This is a genomic window from Companilactobacillus allii, from assembly GCF_001971585.1.
GTDB lineage: Bacteria > Bacillota > Bacilli > Lactobacillales > Lactobacillaceae > Companilactobacillus > Companilactobacillus allii.
The window spans coordinates 1,847,491-1,868,118 of record NZ_CP019323.1 but is presented as its reverse complement, the minus strand read 5'-3'; the positions used below and the strand labels follow the sequence as shown (position 1 = coordinate 1,868,118).

General features: G+C 35.6%; 29 protein-coding genes. All 29 read right to left on the bottom strand.

The window, feature by feature from the left end:
- Positions 1-6: 6 nt before the first annotated feature.
- Positions 7-3,126 (bottom strand): tape measure protein, encoded by a 3,120-nt coding sequence (locus BTM29_RS09205; protein ID WP_076616494.1) that lies wholly within the window; start codon positions 3,124-3,126, stop codon positions 7-9.
- A 36-nt stretch (positions 3,127-3,162) separates the two neighbouring features.
- Positions 3,163-3,312, bottom strand: coding sequence for a hypothetical protein (locus BTM29_RS12890; RefSeq protein ID WP_164510772.1), 150 nt, complete (start codon positions 3,310-3,312; stop codon positions 3,163-3,165).
- A 44-nt stretch (positions 3,313-3,356) separates the two neighbouring features.
- Positions 3,357-3,749, bottom strand: coding sequence for a phage tail assembly chaperone (locus BTM29_RS09200; protein WP_257787687.1), 393 nt, complete (start codon positions 3,747-3,749; stop codon positions 3,357-3,359).
- A 39-nt stretch (positions 3,750-3,788) separates the two neighbouring features.
- Positions 3,789-4,274: a phage tail tube protein gene (locus BTM29_RS09195; RefSeq protein WP_076616488.1), complete on the bottom strand. Its 486-nt coding sequence runs from the start codon at positions 4,272-4,274 to the stop codon at positions 3,789-3,791.
- A 15-nt stretch (positions 4,275-4,289) separates the two neighbouring features.
- Entirely contained in the window at positions 4,290-5,708 is a 1,419-nt protein-coding gene (locus tag BTM29_RS09190) for a phage tail sheath family protein (protein WP_076616485.1), read from the bottom strand.
- Entirely contained in the window at positions 5,708-5,863 is a 156-nt protein-coding gene (locus BTM29_RS12835) for a hypothetical protein (RefSeq protein ID WP_157886448.1), read from the bottom strand. Before BTM29_RS12835 ends, BTM29_RS09190 begins: the two co-directional genes overlap by 1 nt.
- Positions 5,853-6,260, bottom strand: a complete 408-nt coding sequence (locus BTM29_RS09185; RefSeq protein ID WP_076616482.1) for a phage tail terminator family protein — start codon at positions 6,258-6,260, stop codon at positions 5,853-5,855. The genes BTM29_RS12835 and BTM29_RS09185 overlap by 11 nt, the downstream gene beginning before the upstream one ends.
- Complete coding sequence (locus BTM29_RS09180) at positions 6,257-6,679, bottom strand: HK97 gp10 family phage protein (protein ID WP_076616479.1); 423 nt, start codon at positions 6,677-6,679, stop codon at positions 6,257-6,259. The genes BTM29_RS09185 and BTM29_RS09180 overlap by 4 nt, the downstream gene beginning before the upstream one ends.
- The gene (locus tag BTM29_RS09175; protein ID WP_418236014.1) at positions 6,680-7,054 is read right to left on the bottom strand and encodes a hypothetical protein; all 375 of its coding nucleotides are present in this window, start codon (positions 7,052-7,054) and stop codon (positions 6,680-6,682) included.
- The gene (locus BTM29_RS09170) at positions 7,054-7,443 is read right to left on the bottom strand and encodes a hypothetical protein (RefSeq protein ID WP_076616476.1); all 390 of its coding nucleotides are present in this window, start codon (positions 7,441-7,443) and stop codon (positions 7,054-7,056) included. The genes BTM29_RS09175 and BTM29_RS09170 overlap by 1 nt, the downstream gene beginning before the upstream one ends.
- 9 nt (positions 7,444-7,452) lie before the next feature.
- Positions 7,453-7,908: an Ig-like domain-containing protein gene (locus BTM29_RS09165; protein ID WP_076616474.1), complete on the bottom strand. Its 456-nt coding sequence runs from the start codon at positions 7,906-7,908 to the stop codon at positions 7,453-7,455.
- Between the two features lie 75 nt (positions 7,909-7,983).
- Positions 7,984-8,898, bottom strand: coding sequence for a capsid protein (locus tag BTM29_RS09160; RefSeq protein WP_076616471.1), 915 nt, complete (start codon positions 8,896-8,898; stop codon positions 7,984-7,986).
- 15 nt (positions 8,899-8,913) lie between these two features.
- Complete coding sequence (locus BTM29_RS09155) at positions 8,914-9,465, bottom strand: phage scaffolding protein (protein WP_076616469.1); 552 nt, start codon at positions 9,463-9,465, stop codon at positions 8,914-8,916.
- A 127-nt stretch (positions 9,466-9,592) separates the two neighbouring features.
- The gene (locus BTM29_RS12885) at positions 9,593-9,751 is read right to left on the bottom strand and encodes a hypothetical protein (protein ID WP_164510771.1); all 159 of its coding nucleotides are present in this window, start codon (positions 9,749-9,751) and stop codon (positions 9,593-9,595) included.
- Positions 9,744-11,780: a minor capsid protein gene (locus BTM29_RS09150; protein WP_076616466.1), complete on the bottom strand. Its 2,037-nt coding sequence runs from the start codon at positions 11,778-11,780 to the stop codon at positions 9,744-9,746. Before BTM29_RS09150 ends, BTM29_RS12885 begins: the two co-directional genes overlap by 8 nt.
- Positions 11,767-13,179, bottom strand: a complete 1,413-nt coding sequence (locus tag BTM29_RS09145; RefSeq protein ID WP_076616464.1) for a phage portal protein — start codon at positions 13,177-13,179, stop codon at positions 11,767-11,769. The genes BTM29_RS09150 and BTM29_RS09145 overlap by 14 nt, the downstream gene beginning before the upstream one ends.
- Positions 13,170-14,429: a PBSX family phage terminase large subunit gene (locus BTM29_RS09140; protein WP_076616461.1), complete on the bottom strand. Its 1,260-nt coding sequence runs from the start codon at positions 14,427-14,429 to the stop codon at positions 13,170-13,172. Before BTM29_RS09140 ends, BTM29_RS09145 begins: the two co-directional genes overlap by 10 nt.
- Positions 14,410-15,192, bottom strand: a complete 783-nt coding sequence (locus BTM29_RS09135; RefSeq protein ID WP_076616457.1) for a terminase small subunit — start codon at positions 15,190-15,192, stop codon at positions 14,410-14,412. Before BTM29_RS09135 ends, BTM29_RS09140 begins: the two co-directional genes overlap by 20 nt.
- Before the next feature lie 27 nt (positions 15,193-15,219).
- On the bottom strand, positions 15,220-15,897 hold the full coding sequence (locus tag BTM29_RS09130) for a hypothetical protein (RefSeq protein ID WP_076616454.1): 678 nt from the start codon (positions 15,895-15,897) through the stop codon (positions 15,220-15,222).
- A gap of 198 nt (positions 15,898-16,095) precedes the next feature.
- The gene (locus tag BTM29_RS09125; RefSeq protein ID WP_225972195.1) at positions 16,096-16,503 is read right to left on the bottom strand and encodes a transcriptional regulator; all 408 of its coding nucleotides are present in this window, start codon (positions 16,501-16,503) and stop codon (positions 16,096-16,098) included.
- A 41-nt stretch (positions 16,504-16,544) separates the two neighbouring features.
- Positions 16,545-16,763: a hypothetical protein gene (locus BTM29_RS09120; RefSeq protein ID WP_076616445.1), complete on the bottom strand. Its 219-nt coding sequence runs from the start codon at positions 16,761-16,763 to the stop codon at positions 16,545-16,547.
- Positions 16,756-16,971, bottom strand: a complete 216-nt coding sequence (locus tag BTM29_RS09115) for a hypothetical protein (protein ID WP_076616442.1) — start codon at positions 16,969-16,971, stop codon at positions 16,756-16,758. Before BTM29_RS09115 ends, BTM29_RS09120 begins: the two co-directional genes overlap by 8 nt.
- Before the next feature lie 11 nt (positions 16,972-16,982).
- A complete protein-coding gene (locus BTM29_RS09110) occupies positions 16,983-17,168 on the bottom strand; it encodes a hypothetical protein (protein ID WP_076616438.1) in 186 nt (61 codons plus the stop codon).
- A 13-nt stretch (positions 17,169-17,181) separates the two neighbouring features.
- The gene (locus tag BTM29_RS09105; RefSeq protein WP_076616435.1) at positions 17,182-17,622 is read right to left on the bottom strand and encodes a replication terminator protein; all 441 of its coding nucleotides are present in this window, start codon (positions 17,620-17,622) and stop codon (positions 17,182-17,184) included.
- A gap of 17 nt (positions 17,623-17,639) precedes the next feature.
- On the bottom strand, positions 17,640-18,182 hold the full coding sequence (locus BTM29_RS09100) for a single-stranded DNA-binding protein (RefSeq protein ID WP_076616433.1): 543 nt from the start codon (positions 18,180-18,182) through the stop codon (positions 17,640-17,642).
- A complete protein-coding gene (locus BTM29_RS09095) occupies positions 18,172-18,447 on the bottom strand; it encodes a hypothetical protein (RefSeq protein WP_076616431.1) in 276 nt (91 codons plus the stop codon). Before BTM29_RS09095 ends, BTM29_RS09100 begins: the two co-directional genes overlap by 11 nt.
- 2 nt (positions 18,448-18,449) lie before the next feature.
- Complete coding sequence (locus tag BTM29_RS09090; RefSeq protein WP_225972247.1) at positions 18,450-19,211, bottom strand: AAA family ATPase; 762 nt, start codon at positions 19,209-19,211, stop codon at positions 18,450-18,452.
- Between the two features lie 24 nt (positions 19,212-19,235).
- Entirely contained in the window at positions 19,236-19,964 is a 729-nt protein-coding gene (locus BTM29_RS09085) for a helix-turn-helix domain-containing protein (protein ID WP_076616426.1), read from the bottom strand.
- Between the two features lie 2 nt (positions 19,965-19,966).
- Positions 19,967-20,623 (bottom strand): putative HNHc nuclease, encoded by a 657-nt coding sequence (locus tag BTM29_RS09080; RefSeq protein WP_083685969.1) that lies wholly within the window; start codon positions 20,621-20,623, stop codon positions 19,967-19,969.
- Positions 20,624-20,628: the final 5 nt, after the last annotated feature.

The following is a 20,628-nucleotide window of genomic DNA, read 5'->3' as shown; positions in this document are numbered from 1 at the left end:
CCCCTCCTAACTCAATGAAGCATTACTTTTTTCAATTATCTTCTGTTCAATAATTGCCAACAATCTATCGCCATCATAATCAGCACTACCACTTGAATTAATCTGAATAGCTCCAGACTCGATAACGACATTAGAGTTGCTGTCAGTTGATGTACTCATTGAATCATTATTAGTTATCCCACCAATACCATTTCCAGAATTCTCAAATGGTGAACTAGTTGGAACATTACTATTAACCACCCCATTGATACCAACACTAGTATTACCAGCAATTCCGCCCAGTGCAAAAGCAACCGCATTGATCATATCCAATGCCCTGCTAAAACCTCCGGCCAACATATCACCAGGATTCGTTCCACTAAAACCAGACATCGTAATAGCACCAATTTGTGGATTCATATTAGACGCAGCATCAACCACGCCTTGAGCCATTGCACCAGAAGCAGTAGCGGCTGCATCAGAATCACGATTCAATCCATTGATCAAACCTTGGTCGACCCATCGTCCATATTGATTAAATAATTTAGATGGTGAACCGATATGTAGAATTGATTTGGCCTTATCAACAACTTTACTAGCGACGTCACTAACAGCACTGACGGCAGAACCAATCATAGATTTAATACCATTAACTAAACCTTGAATTAAATCCTTACCAACAGACACCAGTGCACTTCCAAAACTCTTAGCAGCATTAACAGCGTTAGAAATCCCATTAGTAACTGCAGATACAACATTATTCATAGCACCAACAATCGCCGTAACCATCATAGTTCCAGCCGTAATAAAGGCGGTGGCCAAACTAATCACCGCAGAAGCAACCATAGTTAATCCTTCACCGACGACAACCAAAGCAGCACCAACAATTAATAATCCAACTCCAAGAACAATAGTAGCAGCACCAAGTAACAACGCACCGACTGCAGCAATCATCATCATTGGTGCAGCCAACATTAATGCAACAGCGAATACCATCATGCCAACGCCAGCCACCAAGGCAACAGCCGCAATCATAACCATAGCAACCGCCATTAGCATCAATCCAACTGATCCAACAATTGTAAGAGCTGATACTAACGCTAATCCGACTCCCAACAATAGAACTCCGACAGCCGCCAAAATTGCACCAGCACTAACTACTATTAAAGCAACACCAAACAGTAATGCACCAACTGTACCAACGATAAAACCAACACCAAGAACTGCAATAGCAATCCCTAGTGCTAATACGCCGACTGCACCAACAATAGCTGCTAAACCAAACACAGCAACCGCACCAGCAAGTGCAAGTAATCCCACAGCCGCGCTAGTTCCGTATTGAGATATCAAAGGTAATTGAGTAGCCAATATAGCAATTCCAGCTGCAGCAATAAAAATGGCTGCACCAATCAATAATAGACCTGCGCCGAACATCAATAACCCAACAGATCCAGCAATTAACGTCTCTCCTAAGTAATTAACCAACACCAGTAGTAAAGCAAGTGCACCGATCATACCAAAGAAAACCGCTACTGAAGCCCAGCCACCTGAAGCAAGCTTTTGAGTAGCCATAGCCATCAACATCATTCCACCACCAGCTAAAGCAACACCAGCACCAACCATCATTAAAGCAGCACCTAACTTCATGTAGGCACCAGCAGATTGTAATATTCCGCCGACTTTAGGGGCTTTTGGAGTTGAGGGCGCATCTGGAACTTCAGGAATATCTTTCCCTTTTGCCTTCCCAAAAATTTTACTAAATGATGAAAAAGTGTCAGCAATTCCCTTTGCAGCTTTCAGTAGTGAAAAGGCGATTGCTAAAGCGGTTATAGCTTTGGCCAAACTATTAAGATTACTTGGTTTCATTCTTCCTAATGCATTTAATCCGGCGACTATCGCAGTGAACACCAGTCCTTTCATACCTGATTTAAGAATAATAAAAGCACCACCCAACGCCTTCAACACATTAGGATCCATACCACCAACAGCATTTGCAACTGCACTAATCGACTTCGCTATACCCTTAATTGCACCGCCGGCAAATTTACTCAAAGCTTCAAAGGGATTTGATCCACCAGCAAATGCAGAATCAAATATTTTACTGATTGCGGAACCAACATCACCAAACATATCTTGAATATATTTAATCGCGTTAGTTTGCTTAAACCCATTAAATATACTTTCAATAGCCGGTTGAACATAGGTTTGAAAACCATCAGTGATTTTACCAATCGCTGACATAGCATTATCTGCTAACTTATCAAAATTAACTTTAGCTATACTGTCAGTGATTCCACTAACAGCCTTGATCCCGACCTTGCCAACACGATCAAAAGCACCTTGCATCTTATTGGCAACAGTTTCTTTAAGTCCATCCATAGCCTGCCCAACGGTCTTGTATTGAGTAGCCATTTTAGAGAAGTACTTATTAGTACCAGTCTTTGAAATCGCATCGAAAAAATCTTGAGTAGCAACACTACCATCCTGAACACTTGCAACAAGTTGTTTAGTTGACATACCCATTGACTTTGCAACTTGAGACACACCAGACGGTGTTTGCTCCAGCATAAGTTTGAAATCTTGCCACTGAACCATCGGTTTAGCCGCCATTTGAGTGGCTTGTTGACTCAAAGTCTTCATCGCTTGTTGTGGGTTATCAGAAGCAGCAGCTAACCCACCGAATCCTTTAACCAGCTTACCAGTTCCTTTAATCCCAACAGCTGCCAATTGACTATAAGTAGAGGCCATATCTGAAGCAGAATAGATTGTTTGTTGAGCAAATTTTTGCATCGAACCTTTAGCACTAGCAATCTGCTTAGGAGATTTACCCAACATATTCATATTGCCGTCAAACGTTTGCCAAGCTTTACTTGATTCATTCAATTCAGTGATCATCGAACCAACACCGGCAGTGGCCAAGCCAATTCCTTTAGTGATACCAGCGCCAACAACCGTTCCACCTAATACAGACTTGAATAATCCACCAGTTTTAGTAGCCGATTTGTTGAGACCATCAAACGAACCACCACTCATAACACTTTTAAATCTGCTAAATGCTGATTGACTCTTACTTAATCCAGTATCTAACTTGTTCAATGGAGCTGTAAATCCATCCATAATTTTAATGGCAGCACTAATAGTAGCCATATATTAACCTCCTTTCCCCACTAAAAAAGACAAAAACTAATGTTTCCTAGTCTTTGCCTTCCTTTCAGCTTCTTTTCTTTGTTTCTCTTCTTCTTTGATTCTTATATCAATACCTGCAGTTACCAAAGCCTTTTCGCGTCTTGAAAAGTTAGACCAAGTTTCTGGTGTCCAATGATATTCATTCATACAGTATAAGTAATATTGAATATCAGGAGAATCACCAGACTTAACTAGTTTTTTACTTCATCCTTTAAATCTTCAACATCTTCCAAATCAAAACCCGATAATTCTTGAACTTGTTGCATAAGCTCAATGTATTCACCAGCACGCAGCATCTTCTTCAAAACACCAACTGGATCAGCCATACAATTCCAACTCTTTTGAATTTGTTCACTGTTCAAATCAGGAGACACCACACTAGCGACAATCATCAAGTCAGCATATTTAGATTGATCTAATTGACTGACAATTTGACGTGTCTGCTTATCCTTAGTCTTACGAGTTGCGTCCTTTTGAATCACAGAATTTTCATCTTCCGTTAGAGACTTAATGACAAACGGTGATTTAAACCGTTTGAATTGAATCTCCTTAGTTTCTGGCTTTGTATCTACGTTTTCCATCAAAAAATCATTAACACTAGTTCATTTAAAATTCCTCCAATTTTATAAGTCAAATCCTTTAAATGCTGAAATAAGTTCTAGCGATTCAAATGTGAAATCTGACTCCCATTCCATAACACCGTCATCTGCTTCAAAATCGGCAATGGGAATATCATCAAGATTTACTTCTCCAAGATGAATTGTCTGCTTACCAGCTCTCGAAGTCTTATCTTCAATACTCAAAGTGATTTCAAAATACAAATCCTTACCGCCTTGAATATATGGCAGCGCATATTTTAACCAGTTAGAACTGATCACATATCCGCCAAGTGTTCCAGTACCCTCAACTGAAGTAGTCTTCTTATGTTTCCAGTGACTTCCTAGAGTTTGAACATCTTCCTTGTTCTTCTCTAACTTAGCCGTGACTTTTGTAACATCAATCATTGGAATGATTTTTCCATTGATTGTTACATAAATTTTGGCATCCTTAGTTGAAATAGTATCTCTACCATTTAAGAAACTACCAACTGTGCTTGTTGTTTCATCCATATCTAGTCTCCCTTTCTATTGAACGACAATAGTCATATATAATTTTTCCATTGAATCAACTGGTGTCACTGCCAAGTTAACCAGAATAGAATCCTTATCATTCCCCGCTTCAACTTTAATATCATCAGAATCGAAGTATGAAATAATGTTTGCTTTTAACAAATCTTGCATATAGCTGACACGATTTGCTTTAAATAAATCACGACCGGTAGCATCATTATTGATTTTACCGATAAACATATTTTCAAATACATTCTCAGAATCAGTCGCAATATCATCTAGTGTTCGAATCACGCGGTTCTTACTAAAGTCCTTAGGCTTATCATCGGAATATGTTGTTAATGAATTGATATCTTGTTCAACAACGACACGTCCACCACGTTTGGCTGTGAACACAATCCAACCATTGTTCAACGCTTTGATTGTTTGTTCATTGTTCAATGATGGATAAGTTGATACAGCACCTGGATATTCAGAATATGTAAGTGATTGACTTGAATCAGTTGCTGATGAAATACCTGCAAAATAACCAGTAGCAGTAGTCACGTCAATTTGAGTTCCATCTTCCAAAACAACACCGTTTGATACAACCGATATACCTTCGTAATCGTAATTGTAGCCACCCTCATATACAGGAACGACTGCACGAACCTTATACCCCTCATCATCACGCAAACGTTGAACTGCTTGAGCAAGTAACTGATGAATATTATTATCTGGAGAAAATCCTGCAGCAGTGACTACATTGAATTGTTCAGTCTCAAGAACATCATTCATCAATTCAGTAATCTCAACCGGCTCAGTAACTCCACCTGCAAGGTCATAAGTGGTCGACGCTGACAGTGATTCAAGTTTATTTTGACCAGGTATGACCTTGAAATCTGCACCACCTTCACTAGTCTCAACACTTACCTCTGGTTCAGAACTATCTTCAACGAACTCAATATCAATATAATCGTTTGAAACTAATCCAGGAGCAGTTGTTGATCTAATTACTTGTTGGTCTACAACCTCTGTACCAAAGATAGTTGAAACAGTAATTCTAGTTAAATCATTGGGGTCTTTAACAATAGATACACGTAAGTCATTACCTTTAGTCCCTGGATACTTGGCACTAAACTTCCATGGCAGTGCCTCATTAGTTAATTCTGCCTTTGTTCCATCATTGTTATTAAGCAGTAACACCGTCAAAGCACCCTTGAGTGTCTCTCTTAACGCTCCAAACTCTGGAGTTTGAAGTGGTGCTCCCAATAACGATTTGAAATCAGAATTAGAATTCAATTCAATAATTCCTTTATTTCCCCAATTCAATTGGGTATTACCAATAAGTAATGTTCTACCTAACGCTGAATCTTGTTTAGGTTGTGCAGCACCAATTGTGTTGATATATGCACCCGGACGGCGCTTATTTTGAGTTTTCCATGTTCCACCCATTAATTGATTCCTCCTTTAAATTTCTTAATTAATTCTTTTGCTTCTAAAAGTGAATATTGAGTATCATCTAAAAGAACAATTTTTAAGATGTCACGATCAACGATGCTAAACCCATCACTTCTTACTAACGAATCCTTATCAAACTTATCTTTCATCAGAAATTTTTCCTTTAAATTTCATATTTTGTTGCTTAGTTGTGTTATCAATTTTATGAGCTCTAACTTGAACATTAAATGTTAATAACAAAGTATTATCATCACTTTGTTTGAAATTACGATTACGAATCACCGCATAATCAGTTAATAGATTGAAGCTGTCTAATAAGATTTCTTCCATCATCTCCATATCATCTTTAGGCTCGTCCAATTTAGGAAAGTAAACTAACTGATAATTATAATTTCTCATTTGAATATCAAATAACTCAGGCTCAACAACAGTAATAACTTTTTCAATAAAAAAAGACGGCTCCTGGAAGCCACCTTTCTGATTTTCTCTATAAATTGGTATATTAGGAAATAGCTTTGCTAATTCTTTTCCAATTAAATCTATCAATCAAATAGTCCTCCGAACCTCTTCATCATAGGAGTGAGTAATGTAGGCATCTGACCATCAATTTCAAATAATGTTTCCATTAACATGTGTTGACCCGATACCCAACCACCACCGCCTCTAGTACGATGACCATTTTCAACATATTGAGCGTATTCAACATCATTTGATACTTCTATCAAAAACCAAGAACCATTATATGTTGGTCCATTAATATGCCAGCCCCTTCTAAGAGTCCCACCAGTTCTACCGTCTGAATATTGACCAAATGGAGTTCTTGACTTAACACCTTTAAGAGACTGAGTTCCAATTTTTCTAGCACTCATTTCAACAGCAGCCTTGATTTGTTGAGATTTCAGTTTACCCTCAACTCTATCTGCAAATTTTTGAAATTCAGCATCGTCAATAGTTCCCCATGCCATCTATGTCACATCCTTGGCTTTCTCATCACGAATCATCGCTACTTCTTGATGACTAACATAGCCTTGATATCCTTTACTGGCACGCTTGTATTTATTCTTATTACCATTTACATCAGTCACATAAATATCAGCACCAGCAGGAATAAAAACACCATTATCAATCAATAATTTAGCATCATATTGATCTGTGCCAAAAAAAGATTGTTCAGATGGCTTTTGACCACCTAGAACAACCTTGGCTGGATGATTCTCTACTATTGTCACATCTTCTGTATCACTAAAATCACCATGTTTAACTTCCTTAACACCAGTTATAGTGACCCTATCATTCCAAAGTGTCGGCAAGATTCTTCCCATATACTTAAATGCCCCAATCAATATTTAATTCTCCGATAATTATTTAAAATCATTAAATAGTTATCAGTCAAAGTATTGACTAATTGAAGTTCTGTATATACAGTTGCTGGCGATTTAAAAGTAACAGATGTATCACCCTCAGATAATGCGGCAACATCAGTATTCTTATCCTCAATAGGTACCAATAATTGATGTGACTCCATCAATTGCATACAAATACTGACAATTGTCTTATCCAGTTCTTCAGGCAATTCAATAACAGGAATGTGAGTATAACTAGCTACATCATCTATCACTTTTGAAATTACAAAGTTAACGATTGAATCATATCCATCTATACTTTTTGAATTAGGTACCAACGATTTAAGAATAGTAGTAATATTGTCAATTCTTGGATGTTCCTCCATCTAAATCACCTAACCTTCTGTAACTGGTGGTTCAATCACGGTAACTTGAGCAGTTCCAGTAATTTTTCCATCTAATTTAGACATAGCAGTGATTGTTGATACTCCAGCGGACTTACCTGTTACAGTACCACCAGATACAGTAGCAACTGCAGTATCACTAGAACTCCAATTGACACCAGTGTCAGTGGCATTAGTTGGCTCAATTGCTGATGCTAGTTTAGTCGTGTTTCCCACTTCAATACTTGCAGTTTCGGGAGTTAATGTGACTTTTGTCACTGCAATAATAGGAGCGGAAACAACAACCTCCGGGAAATCAAATCTCTCAGTCTTAACACCAGAATCATCAACTAACTCACCCTTAAATGTTCCAGCAGGGTAAGTGGCTGGATCTAACTTGACGTGTAGCGGACTGATTCCAGATGCAATTTGTTCATCATCCCTATAAATATTTAACGTTTCAGTCATAAGTTCCTCCTTAAATAATAGCTGTGAAATCGGCTCCATCTTCTTTTGGCTCTATCTTAATTTGAGAAGGAACCTCTAAGCTTTTGGGGTTTTATCTGAAGTTACGAATGCAATACCACGCGTCTTAGTCTTAAGTAACAAGACGTCATCATATGATTGCTCGTAATACAAATAGTTACCACTATTAGCAGCAGAAGGTGCATCAAATCCAGCAAATGAATATTTCTCAGGAGCAATTTGAACGCCGTTATAAATTAGGAACATATCAATTTGTTTAGAATCATCTTTTATTTTCGATCCAACCTCAAAATCAAATGATGTTTGCATCAAATCAGATGGAACAATCACAATGGTTACATCATCAAGGCTGTATACATTACGTTGAATATTCGCAGTATCAGTAATTACAAGTTGACGATTGATTGCGTCTGCACGTTTTAGGATTGAATTAACTTTTGGCGTTACATACAAGAATCTATTAGTTGATGGAATACGTTGTTCATCGAAGTTAACCATCATTTGGTCAAATAATTCTAATATATTCTTCTCATCGACAGTTTCTGTATAGATATCACCATCATTGGCATTAACTTTCTCAGAATATAATTTAGAAAACATGTAACGATCCTTCTCAGGCATCTTTTCATCAAGATTGAATTGCTTAGTAATATTCCCCAATGAAATAACCATATTTGATTCATCAATATCTGATGCATCAACTAATGTACTCCAATATCTTTCGTTCTTAAGCTCATATGAATCCCAATCATTACTGTAGTTTGCTGCAATAGAAGTAATTGCTCGACGCGTACGGTTCTTACGTCCTTCTTCGATATTTAAACGTGGAACCTTAATGTGCTTAGCTCCATCGAACTTGATCACACTATTTGATGGTGAATTCCATAATGCTGCTGAAAATAAGTGACCATCGTAGAAATATTCTTGAATTGCTTGTTGATATGAATCTGCATAATTAATTGTTGCAGGCATTGTTTTTCCTTCTTTCTATTTTTTGAAAACATTAACTAAATCTTGAACCGTGTTCTTATCATCTGATCCCGAACCACCCTTTGGCTCGTATCTCTGGCCATTTCCTTCATCGAATAGATAGCCATCAGACTTTTTCAATGAATCTAGTTGATCACTAACACCAACAAGTTCACCTTGGTCATTTAATTTGATGTTATCCATGTTCAAAAGACCGCGAATAGCCTTAGGATTACGAACTTTAGCCGAATTTAAGGCGCTGTCTAACGCCCCGTTCAACTTTGTAATAGATAATTGGGCGTTAAGGTTCTCTGTGTCCGTCTTATATTTACCTTGAAGTTCAGTATATTTGTTAGACAACTTTTCATTGTCACCAGCTTGCTTCTTTAGTGCCTTCATATCCTTGTCACGTTCAGTAAGCTGTATCTTAAGTGATTCATTTTCTTGCTTGATTGAATCAACATCACCCAACGACTTCTTGGTATTTTCAATATCGGCACCATTAGCGGACATAATTTTATCAATAACCTTATCGTCCAGACTTAATTCCTTTAAAAATTCTCGTTTCATAATTACAAATCCTCTCTCGTTAGATTTACGTGGAACGACCACATTTGAGGTATAAAAAATAAGCCTTTTTACGTCTTACTCAGGACAAAGGGTACAAAAATAGCACTCAACTTAATTGTTGGGTGCTTTATCTATTAATAATATTTCCATTCTTATCTGCCTTTATTTCAAGTTCCTTTTGATATTCTTCAAACTCCTTTTTAGCCCATTCAGGTGCACTTTCATCTATTCTAGATCCTGTGTCAGTTTCTATCCAATATTTCAATCCTTTAGGTGCATCAAGCATTGTTCAATACCTCCAATGACATTTCTTCAAAATATTTTTTAAATATTAAGGCTTGCTTACCAGGTGTGGGACCATAAGCCTCTGTAAATAGTTCAGCAAACGGTTCCGTGTAATCTGACTGTTTCTCATATGATTCATAAGCATACTTACCTATATTTTTCACATTAAAATCACTATAATCATTTTCTATTGTTCTAAATAATCTTGTAGAAAAGCTTTTATTATTTATAAGTTTAGACAATTGTTTATCAATATGATGAGAGAACTCATGTATCATAATGTGATTCATTTCATCATTATTTGAAAACCAACCTACTTGAACATTTTGCTTTACCGTATTTGTTAACATAGCCTTATCGTAAAAGTAGTGAGTATTTAAAGCAAATTCAAGCGGACTGTTTGTAGAACCATTTCTTGAATACCAAGCAATTGCACCACCGGCTTCTTTGGAACCCATAGCTCGTAACATAGGGATTTTTTCTGGTAACGCTTGATAAAGACCCTTGAATTCACTTACAGTCTTGACAGTCTCCAATATTGCTAAATCAGATAACTTTTCATTCTTAGATTCAGAAATTGTCATTCCAAATTCGTTTTCAATATATGTAGTTAATTGCTTTCTCGAGAAATTATCAAAATTAAAATCAGTAATCCGTTTTGGCCTAATATCTTCAATTTTAAACTTATTATTTCTTGTATTTAAAACTGAGTTTTGATTAATTTCTTTAAAACTTCTTACTTCTTTAACCCAGTCTACTACATTTTTAGTTTTTGCAATATCAGTAAATCTTCCATCTCCAAATTGATATTCGATATACTCAATCAAATCAGAATCGTCTTTATACCTTAATAATTTATTCAACCACTCTCTACTTACACGCATTCCTTTATCCGAATTGAAATTAATCATATCACCATCAACTGTTTCGACAACGTCAATACCTTTTGGCCATTTTGATTTGTCATGTGGATCAATTCCAATCTTTTTTATTTCATCAGTATTAACAGATATATTTTCACCGTATTTTTTATTCCACTCTTTAAATGATAGATTATTTTCTATTTTGCCATCACCAGACGTCCAACGTTCTCCAACATCAGGTAAATCGTCAATATAAGGTACCGTTGTACATCTGCAATATGCGTGAATAGTTGGATAATTGATTCCGTCTTTACGTTCAGATAACTTGAATACTTGATTATCAAGCTTAGCACAAATATCACATGTATGAGATTCCAGCGTGGCCATATACTCATATTTCTCAATGCCAGATTCCGCATATCCTTTAGCAGTAGCTTCTTCACTAATATATCCCATTTCAGAAAACACTAAACGATGAATATCTTTCTTGCTGATATCTTGAAATCTAGCATGCAACATATTCGAAATTTTTGAAGGAGCGTAGCCTAGTAGAGTACCTCTTAACATCGTATCCATGAGCTTATCAGGTAGTACATCACGATAATTCTTCCAAATACGTTTTGAAAAATTATTTTCTATCCATGGTTTACTAGCAATAACTTTTAATTGATCATCATTGAAATGGGCAAAATTAGCTGAATACTTAAATTGAGCCGATTGAGATTTGTATATAGTTCTCATGTAAGAATCCTTGTATTGAGCTGCTAACGCATCACCCATACGAGATTCTTCACCTTTAGCAAAATAACCAGCACTATCTTTGATTTGTGTTTCCAAATTCTGCAACCTAGCAATCCGACTCTTGAAATATTCATTATCCAATTCTTTTTTATGACCACCTTCAATGGCCTTTTGTGTGAATTGATCTAATGTCATATTCCAGTTTGAATTACCAATATTATTTAATATTTTACGTACTTCTTCTTCGGGGATGCCATTATTTATTGAATATCTTCGATAATATTGATTAGCTTCAAGGTCAATCTGTTTAAGTAGTCCCTTAAGCTGTGGCTGTAATGCGCGTTCATATTCCTCAGTTGATTTGAGTTGACTGGCTTTAGTTTGAAGGAATCTTTTCTCCCAATAAGTCAGATTATCCATCTTCATTACCAGTTAAATCTTCAAGTGATTTCCCATTGCTGTATCCATCAGACTTAACAATATTATCTTGTCGGTCTTCTAACTCTTGCTGCCAATCTGTAACTAACGGATTACCCTTAGCAATCGCTTCATCAGAAGTGACATTAGCGACTTGAGACACAACCTGTGCTTGTTCAATATCATTTTGAATGGCCGTCCTAGTCCAAGTTTGTGTGACCTTTCTACTATTAGCATCAGGAACATTCATCCAATTCATAATGGCTCTAACCAGTTGATTAACACCATCACGGAAGTATGATTCAGTAACTGAGGCTTTCAACTCTAAATGACTGTATAACATTTTGATTGCTACACCACTAGCATTACTAGTTTCAAAATTAGTAGGATCTATTCCCTGGCCATGAACAAATATATCCGTCTTAGTAATATCAAGCAAAGTATTTCTTGCTTCAACCGGAATATCAACCGTTAGTGTATCAACACCAGACTTATCATTTGGACCAGCACTATCCATCTTAATTGCATGATCTTCTCGCATAGTCTTCATGAACTCATCTAAATCAGTACCACCGTAGTTAGTCAATACCAGGATAACTTGCTGCACATCATCAACATCATTAACAAATCCATTGTAGACATTGTCGTATACATCAATCAGACCCTTATACTTCAACAAGTCCGGACGTTCATATTTATTCTTAGGAAAAGGAATGAACGGGATACGTCCAAATTTGTGATGATAGACATTTCCCGTTCCAAGTTCCATACCTGTCGCAATATCAAATGTAGTGAACCTGTCCGTCAATTCTGACAAATCAGAATAACCAGGCAATTGCGATTTGAATATTGTTGCATCTGTATCAGTCCAGTACTCGTGAATCTTGTAATATTTACCGTCATCAGGATTTAATTGCGAATACGTTCTTCTGACTGCCAACAGTTTCTTATCCAAATCATTTGAATATATCGGCGTCACCTGATCAGGAGGAACGATTCCATATCTGAATTGTCCATCTTTATCAATCCAATAATGGACCCACGAAACTCCAGCATTAGCTGCATCAACTACTAATTGATTCATTCTCAAATTGAAATTATCACCAAGAGTATTCTTAATCTCATCATTGAGTGAATTATCTTCAACATCTACAGACGGAGGAATTGTAGCCACATAGCCAGCTTCTTGATCAACAAGTAATTGATGATAGTTACTACTAACACGATTATCAGCGCTACGCATTACCTCATCTTTTCCATGCTCATTAACTTTGGACTCGCCATCATTTCGATTAGTGATGTCATTCTTATTAAAATAATATCTCAATGACTTATCAAACCGATTATTAAATTTCATTCTTCTGGCATCAGTATTCTGTAACAACTGTTTCATTGCTTCTATTTCCAAGGCTTGAAACCTCCCCTCTTAATAATTGATTCAAGTGCATATCTAGTTGCATCCATCGCATGGTCATTTCCATCGGGATATCCAGCCTTGAAGTTATTGTTCGCATCCCTTTCAAGCTCATAACTGCTGAACTCCCTAGCGGCATTAGGACAACGAATCGGGTCAATAACAATCTCACGTAGATCCTGCAACCATTTGTACCCTTGATCACGACTTCCTGGACCCTTTCGAGCTCCAATAACATTCAAGCTCATATCTCGATATTCAGCTATTGTTCCTGGGGATGCCGAATCACCAATAATAGGCTTATTAGATGTGTCTATTTTCTGAATCATCGACACAGCAACACGATTCTTCAATCCAACTTGATATATCTCATTGAATACGAAGAGTCGATGTCTCGCCAAATCAAAATAGACTTCGATATATGCTAACGGGTCGCTAGCAAAACCAAAGTCTAATCCACGTTTTATATTGTCAAATAATTGTATTTCTTCATCAGTGATTCTTCGTTGCACAACATTGTCAAACACCTCTGCACCCGTTCCTGTAACTTCACCCAAGTATTCATGCGCATACGCCTTAGGATTATCAATTTTAAGTTGTGCTGCGTCTGCGATAAATTCTTTACCTAGCCACTCTCTTGGAACTGTTAAATAATCCGATGAGTGAACTAACGTATCATCTCGCAGCTTCTCATGTTCGGTAGTTTGATTGACCCAACTATTAACACTGGCAGGAGGGTTGTATGAATAGAAAGTAATGATATTATTACCACCACGATTTAATGATTGATTAATTGAACGTATCTCAGAAAAGTTTGGAAACTCGTCTGTTTCTTCGTAGTGTTTAAATTTGATATACCCATGACGAAACTTCTGTGACTTAATTTTTCTCGGCTTATCTGCACCCTTGAATCTAATTTGTTGCCCAGTAGGGATGTACGTTAATGTCATTGGACTAACTGAATCTTTCCAATAGTCATCAACACCTAACACATCGATTGCCCAAAGATATTGATCATATACCGAATCTCTCAACGTAGCAGCAACCTTACGAATAACCACTGCATTAGCTTCTGGGTCTTTCATGATTCCTAAGATAATCTCTATTGAGATAAAGCTAGATTTAGTGGAACCACGTCCACCTTTCAACCAGTAGTTACTGTGTAAACGCTGCTTAATATCAAGATGCAAATCACTGAATGATGGTGCAACCTTACTTGCTAATCTAATTTCCAGTACCATCATCTCCCTTGATATCATCTACAATCTGAACGTTATTTGATTCTGTTTTATCATCAGAATCAGATATGTAATCCATTAATTTATCCAAGGCTTTTTGCTTATCGTATAGTTCCACAACCACACCATCACGACCAATGTGCACACCTTTTAAGAGGGATGTGTCAACCTTAGACTTATCAATCAAATCAACATATGAAACCTTAGTTGTAAGCTGTTTACCTTTTGAATCTTTCAAAGGCTTGCCGGCTTTATTGAATACTGGCTCATCCCTAACGCCAAAATCAATGTAATCTCCCAAATCAGAATGAGCCTGTTTTGCATACTCTTTGGCCAAATCAGTCGCCGTGACATGCAAGTCAATCATCATTGATTTTTTTAGTTTAGATATTTGCTCTTGAACACCAGTATTTACCAACAGTTTAGGTCCATTTGTATTGGCTGTTTCATATGTGCATTCATATGCTTTAAGATATGCCCACGTTGCATTGAATCTTTGCAAATAAAAGAGGCAAAAGGATTTCTGCCTATCACTAAGCTCTCCGTTTGCCTCTAGTTCATCTATTATTTTGGGCGCAACTTTCTTAACTTTGTGTGCACCCTTTATTGGTTTTGTATGCACATTTTTTTGAGATGATGCATCTCTTGACCATTTGTACCTACTTTTCCAAGACTTGACTGTATTAATCGATACATCATACTTTTCAGCTATATCTTTATACTTCATTCCTGAATGGTAATCTTGCTCTGCTTGATCATGATTAATCATTACATGCACCTAACCTCCTAAAATATATTATTTTTTATCAACAATTTTTTCTTTTACACTACTATAAATTGAATTAGGACCATCCGTCAGTAAAACACCATTTTCAACCGTCCTCTTATTAAAGATTTTTATAACAATAGATAATTTGACAGGTTTAGAGCTCAAAAACCTCTTTTTAATTTGTTTATCTTCTAATGCCAACTTAATAATTGAGTCAATGTATACATTGCTTGGTAGTTTATAAGTGTGTTCCGCCCCTGGCAATATTTTTATTAAATCAATCGCAATATCTTCTCCAAAAAAATCTAAATTAGAATCATTTTTAAATGGGATAACTTTTCTAGAAAATTTATCTTTAAGTAGCTGTCCCCAATAAAATCTTTTTCCAACATAATTAAGTATACGATTCCAAATACTTGTCATAAAATTATATTTTTTTGCAAAACCCAATAATTCTATAAATGCAATGTCATTACTACCATTGATAACAGTAAGCTCTACTCCTGCCTTCGTAGTCACCATGCCATTTTTCTCTTCTTGTATTGGAGATTTAAACTGTATTATAAATTTAAGAATATTTTCATTACGCCAATATAATATAGTCGAGATTAAAGTAATAGGTACTGAAATATTAGCTATTGTTTGCCAATTCCATCTATAAACCCATAAAATAAATGTTTCTAAATTATTCCAAATATTTGGCATCAGATAATCACCCTTTACATTCGATAATTAAATTAAACACTAAAAAAAGCAGGCATACAATACCTGCTTAATTATAGTTTATGGGGAGGTTTAAAAGTTTTCCTTCTTGAAACCCAGGAAACATCTATATTTCTTAATTTTCTATAATACTAATTTACCACTTAAAGTTGCCTCAATAGTCCACAAAAAATCCACGGATTAGATAAAAATATTTAATTCCTTTGCAATTTGCTCAATAAATTCATTTCTCAACTTAAACGCCTGTGATCTATTGCAGTAAATGATGTGATTATCAATTAATCCCTCCATTTGATAACGCGGATATTTTCTAAAATAAAGTTCCTTGATGATGTTCTTAGTATTGTCACTGGAATTATCTAGGCACTCTTCAACGACATCACGCTGTTTCTTAAGTTGATTCAAACGCCTATCCTCTTCCAATGTGATAATCATCTGTTCTTGTGGTTTAGATATCTTTCCAGACTTGCCACCACCGATATTCTCATCGTTATCACGAACGGGATGCATCAACTCTTGCTCTCTGTCTTTAATGTATTGATCAACCAATGGATAGTCTCTCAATATGTCCTCAATTAATCGTTTCAATGAAGTTCTGATTATGATTTTTACCTCACTTTCCCAATTTATTAATTTTCTATCTCAAATTCTGCCTGACAACAAAAATAATCAGCCAAGTCTTTAACAAATAAATTTTCATCTTTACAATTCAAAAGTACATCGCATATTTCTGGATACTGTCTGCTGTCAGCTTCAATAATCGTTAACGCAGTTTCTCCGCAATCATATGCATCTTCCATTTCCTTCACAGCACTCTTAGGCCAGTTAGTAATAACTCTTTTATTCATTTTTCAACTCGTAAATTCTTGGTAAATCATCAATACCAAATTGTTTTGCGGTTTCTTCATCGAATTCAAAATTGTATCTTTTTTTAATACGATTAGATGAATTAATCCCAACTAAAGCTAATTTTCCACTTTTATCAAAGGCATAATAATTTTGGCCATAAATATCAACTTCGAATTTTCCTGGTAGTGGAACTCTAAATTTTTCCATTTTATATCTCCCTAAAAGGGATAAGAAACATCCCTCAGAATATCATTTTTGGTTCTATCATCTAGATTTCTACGTGCCTGTCTAAAGGCAGCCGTCATTTTATGATTCGATAAATAAGTTATTGTTTTCTCGAGACTTTGACATTGATCATCAAACACTTTCTCAACAGTAGTACGATATATCTCTTCATTATTCATACTGGTTACCCATCTATGCCTTCTTGTCTTGTAAATCAATTACATTTTCTGATTGCGTTTCTTTATTCTCTTCTACCTCATCAACAGGTTCCCCCGTATCCGTCTTCAAAGTACTATCGATTGAATCAAAATAAGTTTGTCCTGGGGTACCAGACTTCAACTCATTAGCAGCAATTACTCCCGTATTCTCGTCACGACCAACAAGCATGGTTGTACTCAATCCTACCTGTGGTGCCAAAGTTGATTTAACCTCAGCTATCACATCGACCGCATCCCTATTGTCATTTGGTTTGTACGTCAAATTAATCGTGATTTTTCTTTTAGCCTTGGCATCCGTATTAGAGTCAAGAATATTCTCACTCAACTTTTTTAATTCTCTGGAAAACTTCTCTTGAACTCCCCCATCCGCTATTTGAGATAAGTCAAAGTTGATATCTTTACTTAATTCACTCATGTTTACACCTCATTCAATTAAAATGGCAACTGATCATCGCTGACATTTATCCCACCATTATTTGATTTATATGGATCATTCATACCATTACCAGCATTATTGTTCTGACGACCATTTTCAAATGGACTATTATTCCCAAATTGCGATTGATTATTATTTTGGTAATTATTGCTATTTTGAGAATTATTACGATTAAATCTTTGTTGGCTGTTATTATTATTAGATTGGTTACTATCAGAATTATTTGAATCCAAAAATGAAAACTCATCTACGAGCAACTCGGTAACATAAACAGTCTGACCTTGATTATTATCGTAAGTTCGTGTTTGAATCCTACCATCAATTGCCACTAATGAACCCTTGTGAGTATATTTACTGAATATTTCAGCTGCTTTCCTCCAAATAACACAGTTAATAAAATCTGCCTCACGTTCACCTTGAGCATTCTTAAAGTTTCGATTAACCGCAATTATAAAATTTGCTGCAGCATCATTGTTATTCGTGTATCTAAGTTCAACATCCTTAGTTAATCGTCCGACTAAAACACACTTATTCAGCATTATTGACACCTCCACCAAATAATTTAAGATCACTAGCCAATTCTTTCCCAATATCTTTAGCACAGGCATTCATAATCATCAGACCATTAATTACTTCTTGATTGCCTCTGTATGCATTATTTGATGATTGAAGATTCTTCATTAAATCTAGTGACTTTCTTGTTTCAAATTCCATGTGATTTGCTAGATCATTAATAACATTTAAATCACGTTTAGCAATAAATGGACCAGTTTTATTGAATCCATATTCTTCTTGCGTAAGCATTTTTAACCTCTCCTTTGATCAGTACCGTTAAATTGAATAAAATTCTCAGGCTTTTTAGTCATTAAACGACTAATTATTTTGGGATGATACATATTCTGCAGTTCTCTACCATCGTTATTTGTAGTAATTATGTTAGTTTTATTCTTCCTATAGTCAGCTATCCTGAATAGGGTTTCTTGTGTATACTGTGAACCCGTTCTTACGTTTAAATCATTTTCAAAACTGGTTTCGCTTCCTAAATCATCGAGTACAAGAACATCACAATTTTTTATACACTGTTCTAACTTATAAATATCATCCCTAATGAATCCCGACTTATCATTAAAACTGTTTTTCTTTAACTCCATAAACATTTCAAAACTTACAAACAGACAACTTAAATCGGTGTTATCTAATTTATTTAGGCCGTTCAAAATACTTACTGCAAGCATAGTTTTGCCTAACCCAGGTTTTCCAGTGAATAGAAAATTGCCAATTTCTCCCTTGTAAATACGATTTGCTATATTTTTGGCTTTATTAAGTTCATCAACTTGATATGACTTATCAGTTTGAAAATCATCAAATGTACTATATAAATCATTAGAATCACTTACCAGCGAGCTTTTAAACATCTTTCTTCGTTTATTTCTATTGTTGATTCTAGTAAATTCCAGTGATTTTTCAGCTTGAATCTCATCGCGATTTTTATCAATTTTAGTCAGGTCAATATTAATATCATGCTTTTTATTAATCTCCTTTATCATTCGTGACATGGCTATTCCCATGGATTCCAAATTTTTCCCTCCTCGTTAGTAAGGCAAATCATAATCATAACTTTTATGAGGTATTTTTTTCTTTTTACTCATCTGTGCAAACATTTGATCATATTGTTTGCGTAATTTCACAGCCGATAATATTACTGTTGACCAAAAATCATTCGATTGCGACCAATCAATCATGTTCTTAATATTTTGATAATCCCGATTGTCTCGTTCATGCATCAATCTGATTGAATCAGACCAGTTCTGTAAATTAGGTTCCTTGATATTGGGATTGTTAGCCTTAATTCTTTCCATTAAGTAATTTGCCAATTTATAGTTCTCATCGTTAATATCATGGTCTTTAGACTTATGACTATTATTATTACTTGTACTATTATTACTTGTATTATTACCTTTGCGGTTTTTGGGTATACCCTTTTGCGTTTTTTGAGTAGGGGTATACTCATTTTTGGTTATAGGGGTATTAACATTTTTGGCAATAGGGTAAATTTTTCTTGATTTAATTTCTTTGCCATTACGAATGATTTCAACCGTTAAAAAGCCTCTAGATTTCAAATGATTAATACTTCTTGAGACAGTTCCAATCGATTTACCATAAAGACTTTTAAAGTAATTATTAGTAGCCGTGCAATAACCATATTTATTACTAAGTGCTGTAATTTCGCTGTATAAAATTTTTTCAAAATATGTTATTTCCGAATCATATCTAACTTCTGCAGTAAGAATTGAATAATAACTTGGCTTTTCGTTTTCCATAACTAACCTCCTATCCTCAATTGTTTACGATCATCAGCATCAAGTTTCACTGGCTTGATATGATATCTTTCTAAAAATGTCATAATTCCAATTTTATGTTGTTCAGTATGATGAGTTCTGCACAGTGCCATGAAGTAGAATCTACTGTGATCTATCTCGCGTCTATTTCTACCCATTCCCACAGTTTCAACGTGTGCAATATCCGCATTTCTACCGCAGATGCAGCAACGTCTATGCTTTAAACATCGATACTGCATTGCATAATCGTTGGGTAACATATCCCAAGTCTTAGTTTTAAAGGGAACGTCATTATCAAAACAGAAATCAAGCAACCAACTTAGATATGAATTAGCTTGTGTCATAGTACAATTTGATAGGCTAAATATTTTCTTACCGGTCTCAGTAAGGTATTGCCATTTCATGATGCCCGGTGCTTCCTTATCAATCATATATCCTGACCATTCACTAATCTCACCAATCAAGGCATAAATCTTCTTGCGCTGATCAGTAGAAATTGAACGACTATCTGAGAATCCAATTTCTATAGTTGGCTGTTTATTGTTAGCTAATTTTTGAAGTTTCAATATATCTACATCATCATTCAGAACAGCAATAATTTTATTACCAACTATTTCATGTAACTTCGCATAAATCCTCATAAAAA